The 12,591-nt window shown below is 42.3% G+C and carries 15 protein-coding genes; 1 reads left to right on the top strand and 14 read right to left on the bottom strand.

Features of this window, described 5'->3' with window-relative positions; all coding sequences use genetic code 11:
• The first annotated feature begins 95 nt into the window (after positions 1-95).
• Positions 96-1,367, top strand: coding sequence for an aminotransferase-like domain-containing protein (locus CO686_RS02990; protein ID WP_096753480.1), 1,272 nt, complete (start codon positions 96-98; stop codon positions 1,365-1,367).
• 19 nt (positions 1,368-1,386) lie between these two features.
• On the opposite strand, the gene CO686_RS02985 is transcribed toward CO686_RS02990, so the two are convergent.
• From CO686_RS02985 to CO686_RS02915, 14 genes are all read right to left on the bottom strand, one after another.
• Positions 1,387-2,202, bottom strand: coding sequence for an ABC transporter substrate-binding protein (locus tag CO686_RS02985; protein WP_049550085.1), 816 nt, complete (start codon positions 2,200-2,202; stop codon positions 1,387-1,389).
• A gap of 158 nt (positions 2,203-2,360) precedes the next feature.
• Positions 2,361-3,014 (bottom strand): phosphate signaling complex protein PhoU, encoded by a 654-nt coding sequence (gene phoU / locus CO686_RS02980; protein ID WP_000946468.1) that lies wholly within the window; start codon positions 3,012-3,014, stop codon positions 2,361-2,363.
• An 11-nt stretch (positions 3,015-3,025) separates the two neighbouring features.
• Positions 3,026-3,784 (bottom strand): phosphate ABC transporter ATP-binding protein PstB, encoded by a 759-nt coding sequence (gene pstB, locus CO686_RS02975; protein WP_001287328.1) that lies wholly within the window; start codon positions 3,782-3,784, stop codon positions 3,026-3,028.
• A gap of 12 nt (positions 3,785-3,796) precedes the next feature.
• Positions 3,797-4,600, bottom strand: coding sequence for a phosphate ABC transporter ATP-binding protein PstB (pstB, locus tag CO686_RS02970; RefSeq protein WP_000049851.1), 804 nt, complete (start codon positions 4,598-4,600; stop codon positions 3,797-3,799).
• A gap of 10 nt (positions 4,601-4,610) precedes the next feature.
• Positions 4,611-5,495: a phosphate ABC transporter permease PstA gene (gene pstA, locus CO686_RS02965; RefSeq protein WP_000543050.1), complete on the bottom strand. Its 885-nt coding sequence runs from the start codon at positions 5,493-5,495 to the stop codon at positions 4,611-4,613.
• Positions 5,485-6,402, bottom strand: coding sequence for a phosphate ABC transporter permease subunit PstC (pstC, locus tag CO686_RS02960; protein ID WP_001070951.1), 918 nt, complete (start codon positions 6,400-6,402; stop codon positions 5,485-5,487). The genes pstA and pstC overlap by 11 nt, the downstream gene beginning before the upstream one ends.
• Positions 6,402-7,280 carry a phosphate ABC transporter substrate-binding protein PstS gene (locus tag CO686_RS02955; RefSeq protein WP_049477692.1) on the bottom strand — a complete coding sequence of 293 codons (879 nt, stop codon included), beginning with the start codon at positions 7,278-7,280 and terminating at the stop codon, positions 6,402-6,404. Before CO686_RS02955 ends, pstC begins: the two co-directional genes overlap by 1 nt.
• 210 nt (positions 7,281-7,490) lie before the next feature.
• On the bottom strand, positions 7,491-8,795 hold the full coding sequence (locus CO686_RS02950) for an RsmF rRNA methyltransferase first C-terminal domain-containing protein (protein WP_049500830.1): 1,305 nt from the start codon (positions 8,793-8,795) through the stop codon (positions 7,491-7,493).
• A complete protein-coding gene (locus tag CO686_RS02945; RefSeq protein WP_049500829.1) occupies positions 8,796-9,569 on the bottom strand; it encodes an inositol monophosphatase family protein in 774 nt (257 codons plus the stop codon).
• Positions 9,559-9,837, bottom strand: a complete 279-nt coding sequence (locus CO686_RS02940; RefSeq protein ID WP_049500828.1) for a UPF0223 family protein — start codon at positions 9,835-9,837, stop codon at positions 9,559-9,561. Before CO686_RS02940 ends, CO686_RS02945 begins: the two co-directional genes overlap by 11 nt.
• The gene (locus CO686_RS02935) at positions 9,838-10,239 is read right to left on the bottom strand and encodes a Spx/MgsR family RNA polymerase-binding regulatory protein (RefSeq protein WP_000631261.1); all 402 of its coding nucleotides are present in this window, start codon (positions 10,237-10,239) and stop codon (positions 9,838-9,840) included.
• Positions 10,240-10,459: 220 nt separating this feature from the next.
• Positions 10,460-11,077, bottom strand: coding sequence for a TIGR01906 family membrane protein (locus CO686_RS02925; RefSeq protein ID WP_049500826.1), 618 nt, complete (start codon positions 11,075-11,077; stop codon positions 10,460-10,462).
• Positions 11,067-11,840: a TIGR01457 family HAD-type hydrolase gene (locus CO686_RS02920; RefSeq protein ID WP_049500824.1), complete on the bottom strand. Its 774-nt coding sequence runs from the start codon at positions 11,838-11,840 to the stop codon at positions 11,067-11,069. Before CO686_RS02920 ends, CO686_RS02925 begins: the two co-directional genes overlap by 11 nt.
• 10 nt (positions 11,841-11,850) lie before the next feature.
• Entirely contained in the window at positions 11,851-12,588 is a 738-nt protein-coding gene (locus CO686_RS02915) for an acyl-[acyl-carrier-protein] thioesterase (RefSeq protein WP_049550086.1), read from the bottom strand.
• Positions 12,589-12,591 lie beyond the last annotated feature (3 nt).

The following is a 12,591-nucleotide window of genomic DNA, read 5'->3' as shown; positions in this document are numbered from 1 at the left end:
ACATTTGCTCCTAGTTGTGAAAGGGAGAAATGCTTTTCCCATTGCAAAGGAGGCAAAAAAAAGGTACAATGTAACAAAATCAACGGAGGTCTGGAATGAAGAAAGAAAGTAAATACCAAGCAGTCGTTTCCTTTCTAAAAATGGGGATCGAATCAGGAAAATTTCCAACAGGTAGCCGGCTTCCCTCCATCCGTCAATTGAGCCAAGACTTCCACTGTAGCAAGGACACTATCCAACGAGCCCTGCTGGAATTACGCCATGAACAATACCTCTATGCCAAACCCCAAAGTGGCTACTATGTTCTAGAACAAGGACAGCATCAGGACTTGGAAATCGAAGTCACTGACGAACATGCCAGTGCCTATGACGACTTCCGACTCTGTGTCAACGAAACCCTGATAGGCCGAGAAAACTACCTCTTCAACTACTATGACAACCAAGAAGGCCTTGAGGAACTCAGACAATCTGTCCATCAACTTCTTTTCAACCAAGCCCTCTACTGCAAACCCGACCAACTGGTTCTAACATCTGGTACCCAGCAAGCTCTCTTTATCCTTTCTCAGATTGACTTCCCGAGCAAGGGAGCTGAGATTCTAGTTGAACAGCCGACCTACCATCGGATGAATCGTCTCTTAGTTGCTCAAGGATTAGCCTACCAGACCATTGAACGCCGTATTGATGGCATTGACCTTGAAGAACTGGAAAAACAATTCAAATCCGGGAAAATCAAGTTTTTCTACACCATTCCTCGCTTCCACTATCCTCTTGGCCATTCCTATTCTGATCAGGAAAAGAGGGCTATTCTGGATCTAGCAAACCAGTATGGTGTATATATCGTAGAGGATGATTATCTAGGTGACTTAGACTCTAAAAAGGGACAAACCTTCCACTATCTGGATACTGAGGATCGCGTCATTTATATCAAGTCCTTCTCAACTAGCCTCTTTCCAGCCCTTCGTATCACCGCTCTCATTCTCCCAAATGCCCTAAAAGAGGCCTTTGTTTCCTACAAAAATATCCTGGACTATGACAGCAATCTCATCATGCAAAAGGCTCTTTCTCTTTACATCGATAGCCATTTATTTGAAAAAAATCGACTGGCCAGACTGACCCTTCAAGAGAACTATCAGGCTCAGATAAAGAAAGTTCTTGAAGAAAACACCTGTCCCTTGCCCCACTATCCTCTACACGATGGTCTTTTACTTGATTTGAGACACTATCCTAAAATTGCCAGTTTGAAACACAGCTCGCTCAAATTAGACTTTTTTGAGAAGGCTTATTTGGACGCCTGTCCTTATCAGTTTGCCAAAGTCACTCTTGAAAATCTAGAAGAGCTATTAGAATACATAAAAGCAGAATTGGATTAAAGTCCAACTCTGCTTTTTCTTATTGTTCAACTTCTGTTAGTTTCGCTGCCTTTTCAAGATAGTTTTGATAGGTTCCGTCATCTTTCAGTTTTTGGATAACCTTATCTACTACTGCTTTCAAGTCTGATTGATCCTTCTTGATAGCAACGGCATTGGCTTCGCCATCTTTCATCGTCAAGTTAACAGATGCAACGACAAGGTCTGAGTTTTTACCTGCGTAGCTAAGAGCAACTGGTTCATCCATATGAACAGCATCCACTTTTCCAGCCTGCAACTCATTGACGGCTTCCCCCATATTGGTCAAGGATGTCAATTGGGCATTTGGCAATTGTTCCTTGACCATGGTTTCTGGCACAGTTCCCTTTTGAGCTGCGATATTTGCACTTGCGAGGCTTGAAAGATCCTTGTATTTGTCTAAATCGGCTTTTCTAACCAAGAAGCTCATTTTGTTTTCATAGTAAGGGATAGAAAAGTCAAAGACTTCCTTTCTCTCATCTGTAGCACTAATTCCTGCTATGGCTAAGTCAGCCTTTCCAGTTTGAAGGCTAGTCAAGACATTGTCAAAACTCATACTAGAGATTTCAAGTTTAACCCCAAGCTCGTCTGCAATTGCTTGAGCCATATCAATATCTGCACCAACCACTTGGTTTTTACCATCTACCAAGGCTTGGAATTCAAACGGTGCATAGTCTGGACTGGTCGCAACGACTAGCTTTCCTTTTTGTTTAATAGCTTCCACAGCAGACTGAGAACTACCCGTTCCTGACTGGCAAGCTACCAAAACCATGCTGGCAAGCATGCTACACACAACTAATATCCATTTCTTAAATTTCATAAATAAACGACCTTTCTGTTAATTCTGAATAATTATAACTCTTTTAAAAATAGTTGTCAACCCTTTTAGAGATTTTGATTGTAAAACAATTCTTTTCATAAAAAAAGAAGACTGATTTATTTTAATCAGCCTTTTCTTCTGTATATTTAAACCGTTTCTTATAGTTCGACAATCTTACCTGTTTCAAAGTAAACAACCCATTCACAGATATTTTTTGCGTAGTCTCCAATACGTTCCAAGAAAGAAATGACTTGGAAGTAATCACGGCCTGTAACGATAGCTTCAGGATTTTTCTTAATTTCTTCTGTAGCCAAATCACGGATGCTATCAAAGTAATGGTTGATTTTTTCATCCATAGCCGCTACTTCGTAGGCTTGATCCACAGAACCGTTGAGATAGAGATCTAGAGCCGCTTCAACGAAGTTTTTCACGTCGCGTCCCATCTTTTTGATTTCTTCTTCAACAGAAGGGATACGTTGCTCCCCCTTCATACGAATGGTCGCCTCAGCGATAGACACTGCATGATCTCCCATGCGTTCCACGTCTGACACTGCCTTGAGAACGGTCAAGACGGTACGAAGGTCTTGCGAAACAGGTTGTTGGAGGGCGATCATTTCAAATGATTTCTTTTCCAACTTCACTTCATATTCATTTACTTCTGCATCGTCTTCGATGACTTCTTTTGCCAAATCACGGTCATGCGTAACAAAGGCACGCACTGTACGATTGATCTGCGAGAGCACTTCTTGTCCCATTGCGTAGAACTGGTTGTGCAATTTCTCTAAATCTTCTTCAAATTGAGATCGTAACATCATTCAACTCCTTATCCAAATTTTCCTGTAATATAATCTTCTGTTTCCTTGTTTTGTGGCTCTAGGAACATCTTCTTCGTATCGTTAAACTCGATCAAATCCCCATCTAGGAAAAATCCTGTTTTATCAGAGATACGTGAGGCTTGTTGCATCGAACGCGTTACCAAGAGCATGGTGTATTTATCCTTCAGACCATACAAGGTTTCCTCAATCTTACCTGCAGAAATAGGATCCAAAGCTGATGTTGGTTCATCTAAGAGGATAATTTTCGGACTGGTTGCTAAGACACGAGCAACACAAACACGTTGTTGTTGTCCACCTGAGAGACCAATGGCCGAATCATGCAAACGATCCTTTACTTCATCCCAGATAGAAGCACGTTGCAAGGCCTTTTCTACTGCTTCATCCAAAACATGTTTATCCTTAACCCCATTGATACGCAGCCCATAGACAACATTTTCGTAGATAGACATAGGGAAGGGATTAGGCTGTTGAAAGACCATCCCAATTTCCTTACGCAATTCAACCGTATCGGTGCGGGGACTGTAGATATTGTGACCATTATAGACTACTGATCCTGTTGTTGTCACTTCAGGATTTAGATCGCCCATGCGGTTGATGGCTTTGAGTAGGGTGGACTTTCCTGATCCAGAAGGACCAATCAAGGCTGTTATTTCCTTAGGTTGGAAAGAAAGGGAAACACTATTCAAGGCCTTCTTTTTATTGTAATAAACGGACAGGTCTGACACCTGTAAAATCGCTTCTGACATACCGTTTCCTTTCTAACCAAAGTGTCCTGTTACATAGTCATTGGTTGACTGTAACTTAGCATTTTGGAAAATATTGGATGTTTTATCATACTCAATCAAGTCACCCAAGTAGAAAAATCCAGTGTAGTCACTTGCACGCGCAGCCTGTTGCATACTGTGGGTAACGATGATGATGGTAAAGTCCTTCTTCAATTCCAACATGGTTTCTTCCAGTTGGGCTGTCGCAATCGGATCCAAGGCTGAAGCAGGCTCATCCATCAAGAGGATATCTGGCTTGACAGAGATGGCGCGAGCGATACAGAGACGTTGTTGCTGACCTCCAGAAAGCATCAAGGCTGATTTGTGGAGGTCGTCTTTGACCTGATCCCATAGGGCAGCCTGTCTTAGAGAGGTTTCTACAATTTCATCAAGTACTTTCTTGTCCTTAACTCCTGCACGTTCATGAGCAAAAGTGATGTTGCGGTAAATAGACTTGGCAAATGGATTTGGACGTTGGAAGACCATCCCGATATGCTTGCGCATCTCATAGACATTGATTTCTGGACGGTTAACGTCAATCCCTCGGTAGAGGATTTGGCCTGTGACCTTGGCAATATCAATGGTATCATTCATCCGATTGAGACTGCGAAGATAAGTAGATTTCCCTGATCCAGAAGGGCCAATCAAGGCTGTAATTTTATTTTTTTCAAATTGCATATCGATGCCCTTGATGGATTCATTTTTACCATAGTAAACATGTAAATCCTTAGTAGAGAGGGCCACTTTTTCTTCAGGGAAAGTGATGATATGCTTTTCATCCCAGTTATATTTTGACATGGCTTCTCCTTTAGGCAGCGGTTAATTTCTTGTGTAGGTAGCTTCCGAGTTTGCGTGCTCCAAAGTTAAAAATCAAGATAAAGATGAGGAGCACGGCGGCAGAACCAGCAGATACAATGGTAGCATCAGGAATGGTTCCTTCACTGTTGACTTTCCAAATGTGGACCGCCAAGGTTTCTGCTTGTCGGAAGATTGAGATAGGGCTAGTAACACTGAGGATATTCCAGTTAGACCAGTCAAGGGCTGGAGCGGATTGTCCTGCTGTATAGATAAGAGCGGCGGCCTCACCAAAGATACGACCAGATGCCAAGACAACACCCGTTACGATACCTGGAAGGGCTTCTGGAATGACGACATGGACCACAGTCTCCCAACGAGAAATTCCAAGGGCAAGACCAGCCTCACGTTGTGTATGGTGAACGTGTTTTAAACTGTCCTCAACATTTCGTGTCATCTGAGGGAGGTTAAAGACTGTCAAAGCCAAGGCACCTGAAATGATTGAAAATCCATACTCAAACTGGACTACAAAGATCAAGTAACCAAAGAGACCCACAACGACTGATGGTAGAGAAGACAAAATCTCAATACAGGTGCGAATAAAATTGGTCACAGGTCCTTTTTTGGCATACTCAGCGAGGAATACGCCAGCCCCCATAGATAAAGGCACAGAGATAATCAAGGTAATGACCAGAAGGAAGAAGGAATTGTAGAGCTGAATTCCGATACCCCCACCTGCTTGATAAGAGGAAGATTTCCCTGTCAAGAAGGACCAAGAGATATGCGGTAACCCTCTCACCAAGATATAGAGAATCAAGGATGCCAAGATGGCAACGATGATACCCGCGATGGTATAGAGGACAGCTGTTGCAAGTTTATCTAATTTCTTAGCGTGCATAGTTTTTCTTTCCTCTTTCTTTCGTAATCAATTTAATCACACTGTTAAAGGCCAAACTCATCAAGAGCAATACCAACGCCAGTGACCAGAGAACGTTATTATCAACCGTTCCCATGACGGTATTTCCTATACCCATAGTCAATACAGATGTCAAGGTCGCAGCTGGTGTTGTTAACGAGGTTGGGATAACTGCTGAGTTTCCGACAACCATCTGAATAGCAAGGGCTTCACCGAAGGCACGCGCCATCCCAAAGACCACTGCAGTGAAAATACCTGAACGTGCTGCTTTCAAGGTCACACGCCAGATGGTTTGCCAACGAGTGGCTCCCATAGCTAAACTGGCTTCACGGTAATGACGAGGAACAGCACGCAAGCTGTCTGTTGTCATAAAGGTTACAGTTGGAAGGATCATGACAAAGAGAACGAAAATCCCTGACAAGATCCCAAAACCAGTTCCACCAAAGACGCTACGGACAAAAGGCACCACAACTTGCAAACCGATAAATCCATAGACGACTGAAGGAATCCCGACGAGGAGTTCAATGGCTGGTTGCAAGATTTTTGCACCCTTTGGTGAGACTTCTGTCATAAAGACTGCAGCACCAATAGCGAAGGGAGTTGCGATGAGGGCTGATAAAATCGTCACAATAAAGGAACCCAAAATCATTGGAAGGGCACCAAATTGTTTCCCTGAAGGATTCCAAGTTTGTCCAAAAAGGAAATCAAAGATGTTGACCCCATTGACAAAGAAGGTCGATAAGCCTTTTTGGGCCACAAAAATCAAAATCATGGCCACAATGATAACAATCAAAGAAAGGCAGGTGAAGGTCAAACCTTTACCGAACTTCTCAAGGCGAGAGTTCTTTGAAGGAGAGAGTAATTTTTTAGATAATTCTTCTTGATTCATTATTGACCTCCTTCTACTGCTGTAACGGTACCTGAAGCATCCTTTTGGACTTTCATTTCATTGATAGAGATATAGCCCATTCCCTTAACAATCCCATTTTGGGCTTCATCTGAGAGGACGAAATTCAGGAATTCAGCAGCTAACTCATTTGGCTGACCAAGTGTGTACATATGTTCATAAGACCACAAAGGCCAATTGTTGGTCGTTACATTCTCAGATGTAGGTTCATACCCATTCAGTTTCATGCTTTTCACGGAGTCATCTACATAGGCAAAAGCCAGGTAAGAAATGGCTCCAGGCGTTTGGGATACAATCGACTTGACCATCCCGTTAGAATCCTGTTCTTGGCTCTGCATTGCCGCTTGGCCATTCATAATCACCGTATCAAACGTCGCTCGTGAACCAGAACTTGCTGCTCGGTTGATGATTGAAATGGCCAGGTCTTTGCCCCCAACTTCTTTCCAGTTGGTCACTTCACCTGTAAAGATTTTGCGAAGTTGCTCGGTTGTAAGATTTTCAACATCCACTTCCTTGTTTACAATCACTGCAAGACCAGCCACTGCAACCTTGTGGTCTACCAGAGCTGAAGCATCGATTCCTTCTTTTTCCTCTGCAAAGACGTCAGAGTTCCCGATGTCAACTGCTCCAGACTGGACTTGGGATAGTCCTGTGCCCGATCCACCACCTTGAACATTGACTGTTTTTCCGATGTTTCTAGAACCAAATTCATCTGCTGCTGCTTCGACAAGAGGTTGAAGAGCTGTTGAACCAACGGCTGTCATGGATTCTCCACGATCAATCCAGCTAGCACATCCTGCTAGAGAACCTGCCATCAAAAGAGCTGCAAGAGACATGACGAGCTTTTTTCTTTTTTTCACTGTTATTCTCCTTGAACATAATGATAAATGTTCTGATTTCTTCCGTTTGTCCTGATCATCCAATTATCATCAATGATTGTCCCGCTTTATTTTATCTAGACATTCTTAGGAGCGGACAATTCCATCGTATAATATAAGTAATAATGAAAGACTATCAGAAAAAACTCATACTTCCACTATAACATAGAATAGGCTCTTTGACTAGCTTTTTCACCTGAATCTGAGTCCTTTTGGATAATAATTTTTTAAAACATTTCCCGTTACCTTGGCAAAGCCTAATCCGTTTCCTTGAACCACAACTTGGTACCATCCATTTGGTCGAGCTTCAGACAATTGAACAGTCTCGCCAGCCACATATTTTACAAAGTCCTCATCATTGATTTCAACACTTTGTTTTACTTGACTTGGTTTCAAGGCTAATCCCAGAGCAAAACTTGGTTCGAAGCGTTTCTTCTTAAAAGTACCCAGATGAAGTCCATTTCGGGCAATTTTGAGTTTCCCTAGATCAGGTAGCATCTCTGGCAAGAGATAAAGTTGGTCTCCAAAAGTTTGTAGAAGGCCAGTTAGTGTCACTTTGAGATGTTTTTGGGCAAATTCCCGCCACAAGGCCAGCTGTTCACGACTAAGATTGGTCTTGCTGGCTTTGAATTTGGCTGCTGGATTTTCTCCCTTGAATTGCAAATGGGCAACAAACTGACCTTCTCCCTTAAAATGATGAGGGTACATCCGAGCCGTTTCAGGAAGATTAATACCTGCTACCATACCGTTCACATGCTCGACTGGAAGCAGTTCAAAATCATAAGTATCCAGCAACCAGTGGACGATTTCTTCATTTTCCTCTGGTGCCCAAGTACAGGTCGAGTAGACCAGACGGCCACCCTCAGCAAGCATGGTGACTGCATCTTCTAAAATCTTTCTTTGGAGACTGGCACATTGATTCGGATAGTCGATGTTCCAATAATCCATGGCATCTGGTTGTTTACGGAACATCCCTTCACCCGAGCAAGGAGCATCAAGGACAATCACATCAAAGTATCCTTTAAAGACCTTGGCTAAGCGATCCGCAGACTCATTGGTCACGACTACGTTTGTAGCTCCAAACCGTTCCATATTTTCCACTAAAATCTTAGCTCGCTTGCTTGAAATTTCGTTGGAGACAAGGACTCCTTGATTAGCCAGATAAGCTGCTAGTTGAGTGGATTTTCCACCTGGTGCTGCCGCCAAGTCCAAAACCTTCATACCGGGAAGGGGTTGAGCTACCTGGGCCACCATTTGGGCTGCAGGCTCTTGCGAATAAACGAAACCTGTCACGTGCTCTGGTGACTTCCCAGAAACCTTACCATAATACCCCCAAGGTGTATTGGGAATAGCATCAGCAAACGATAACTGACTTTCTTTTAAGGGATTGACCCGAAAAGCCGAAACCGCTTCTTGTTTAAAAGAGGCAAGAAAGTCTCTTGCCTCATCTTCTAGTATCGCTTCATATTTTTCAACAAATCCTTCTGGAAATTGCATTTAGTTTTCTTTCCTTTCGTAGATATAAGACTGAATCTCTTCTTGCATCTCGATTGGCACCATCATGACAGGCTGACGCGTTTTAAAATCAGCGGGCTCACCCGATACCGTAAGAAGGCGATAACCCAGACTTTCCCCTAAGATACTGGCCGCAGCGTAATCCCATGGCTGCAGGTAGGTAATATAAGTCAAAAGACGACCCGATAAAACCTTGGCAAAACTAATGGCCGCACTGCCATATACACGGACACCCAACGCTGCTCGCCCCAAATCCGCCAAGCCCCACTCATTGCTCTCAAACATACCTGAGTTGCCGGCAACTAAAAATTCTTGAAGAGGTTTCTTTTTAAAAGGCGGTAAGGGATCATTATTGCGGCAAGGAGGAAAGGCACCACCACCATGGTAACAATCACCTTTCATGACATCATAAATAATACCAAATTTGCCCACACCATCCTCAAAATAAGCCAACATCACGGCAAAATCTTCCTGCTGGGCGACAAAGTTATTGGTACCGTCAATGGGATCAATCACCCAAACAGGACCTTGACCGACTGCAGCACGTAAACAGCCCTCTTCCGCGCAAATCAAATCCTCAGGATAGGAGGACTTGATCCGATCAACCAAGAGTTCCTGGACCTCCTTGTCCAAACGTGTCACTAAGTCTGTAGGCGAAGACTTGCGCTCGACCTGCAAATCTTCTTGCATGTGGGCCAAAATGTAATCTGCAGCTTCTTGCACAATCTGTTTGGCAAATTCAAATTTAGTTTCCAAGAGAAATCTTCCCTTCTCTTTTTTCTTTTGCTAATTGAACCGCATGATAGCAGGAATAACCGCTAACCGTCTCAAATTCGCGACCTAAACGTTTTTCTTCACTTTTTCTCGGGACAACAGACTTAAATTCCTTATAGGAATCTAACAGTTTTTTTGCTTCTACCTTATCTTCATAAGCAGCTTCAACATCATTAAAAAAAGAAAGCACTGAAGCAAGTTCTTCAGTGCTCCACGACAAATCTAGTGGGTAACTATACTGTTTGTTCATCTATCCTATACCAGCTCTCAATGTTGCTTCTTTCAATTCTTGTTTACGGTAACTACGAGGGAGAAAAGCACGAATCTCATCTTCATTAAAACCGATCTGCATGCGTTTTGTATCTATAATAATTGGGCGACGCAAAAGACTAGGATATTGCTCAATCAACTGAAGCAACTCCGATACTGAGATACTCTCTACATCAATATCCAATTTTTGAAAAATTTTTGAACGAGTTGAAATGATGTCATCAGTACCATTTTCGGTCAAGGAAAGAATATGTTGTAATTCTTTTCTTGTTAAAGGACTAGTCATAATATTATGCTCTTGAAAGGGCACTTTATGCGTCTCTAACCAAGCCTTTGCCTTACGACATGATGTACAACTCGGTGATAAAAATAGTGTAATCATGCTTTTCTCTTCTTTTATCTATACTTGCTATTTCTATTATACAAAAAAATAAAGCGCTTGACTAGGTATTTTTAGAAAAAAAGCCTATTTTTTCATAGAAAATAGACTGTTTTCTGCAAAAATCTCCTGCTTTGCAAGTTTATCTTTAGGATAACCTAATAATAAATAGGGAGTAGAGCAACTTCTCTCGTTTTTTATTAAAAATACAGAACTTTTTCCACTATTTCCTTGAAGCTTTAACAAAAAGGAAACCAAACATTCCTTCATACAAAGCAAAGAAAAGTAAAAAGGCATGGAGGAAGAAAGTCTCTGGCAAAATCCAAATAACGGGATCCTTTGCTGGATCAAAAAGCCAGGTATCGTCTCCCACAAAGAGAATCTGATGGAAAAGAGTAAAGAATTGCTCAAAACCAATCAACACTCCTACAAGGCCAATGATTAGAGGCAATAGTACTAGAGCTAGGATACTTTTACGATATAGGGGCAAAAAGCCTTTTTTTACAATCTTTCTAACAAAGAAATAGAAACTTGGAAGTGTCACTAGGGCAACTAGCTGAACCAAGTGGAAGAGATTCTTCACCACCGCAAAGTGATGTAGACCTGCCGCTGATGAACGAAAATCTGGCATCTCTAAGACCTGACTAAAGGGATTAGTCAGGTAATTCATCAAGATATGAAAATTGTACTGAATGGTTTCTGGCTTTAGATAGACTCGATCCTCTAAGTTCAGCCACTGAATCTCCATGGGATAGAAAACCCATGCCAGATAAATCGTCAGTAGGATAGACAGGGAGAGGAGAAAGAGCATACTTCCCCAAAAGGTTAGTTTAGTTTTCATCAAAATTCCACTCCGCAAGGCTAGACACCACATGAGTTGGTGCAATTGGTAGGTCAGCCACTTCTTCTGCCTTGGTAAAACCTGTCGTCACCAAGAGAGTTGGAATGCCATTGTCAATTCCTGCTCGGATATCTGTCAGGTAGTTATCCCCGACCATGAGCAATTCTTCTCTTTTCAAGCCCAAGTGCTCAACTGCCTTGTCCATGATAATCGCATTTGGTTTCCCGATATAAACTGGTTTGACCCGTGTTGCTACCTCAAGAAGTGTAATTAGTGAACCAGCACCAGGCAAAAGACCACGTTCCGTCGGGATATTGAGGTCTGGATTGGTTCCGATAAAGTGAGCACCCTTTTGGATAGCTAGGGTTGCTGTGGCAAATTTTTCATAGTCAACTTGCCAGTCCAGTCCAACGACCACATAGGCAGGATTTTCCTTGTCTTCCGCATAACCTGCAGCCTGGATAGCATCCTTGAGTCCTGCTTCTCCGATGACATAGACTGTCTTTTCCAATTCCAAGTCATTCATATAGTCGATGGTTGCCAAGGTTGCCGTGTAGACAGTTGATAAAGGCGTGTTGATATTAAAATTCTTAGCCAACATCTCTTGAACACTCTCAGGAGTTCGGGTTGTATTGTTGGTCACAAAGAGGTAGGGAATTTCTCTTTTTTGTAACTCATGGACAAAAGCCTCTCCTGTCGGAATTCGGTCTTTCCCCTTGTAAATAGTTCCATCTAAATCAATTAAATAACCTTTATAAGCCATATCGCCCTTTCTAATTCGCTTCAATTTCTTGCCAAGTAATCATAGCTTGGGCATTAATCTCGCCATCACTGATAATCTCATGCTTGCTTTCTAGTCCCTTGAGTTCATAAGCTGAAGCAATCATGCCACCTGGTCGCACTTCTTTGACATATTTGAGATTGATTTTCTTTGGAATATACTTGGTCAAAAAGTCTGCTCCCATGACTTCAAAAATCCAATCCAGATATTTGCTATTATTGACATGACCATTCATATCCAAGTCGTAAAAACGAACATGGTAGTCTTTACTGATCGGATCTTCTAGATTTGCATACTTTGGTCCGCGGATGAGTTTTTTATCAAACTCAGACTGGTAAGGCGCAACAATCTCCGGTTCGACAGCATGGACTTTACGACTGTCTCTGTCCATGAGAACAAAGGTTGCTACCATGCGAATGATTTCTTGACCTGCTTCATCATAGATAGTGAAACGGCGGTAGCAAAAAAGACGATTGTAAGTCAATGCTTCTGTTTCAATCGTAATCTCTTCAGCAAAGCGAGGCAAGCGAACCACGTCAATCGCATAATCTGTAATAATCCAGACCAGATTGTAACGTTCTAGCACATCTTTGTCACTAACTCCCAGTTCAATCGACTGCATACCTGATACTTGCAAGGACAGCAAAATCACATCTGGAAGTTTGATATGACCGTTCATGTCCGCCATATCAAAAGGAATTTTCATTTTCATTTGATAAGTTAAGCCCATTGT

It is taken from the genome of Streptococcus oralis (assembly GCF_002386345.1).
Lineage (GTDB): Bacteria > Bacillota > Bacilli > Lactobacillales > Streptococcaceae > Streptococcus > Streptococcus oralis_S.
This window is presented reverse-complemented; position numbering and strand designations above follow the sequence as displayed.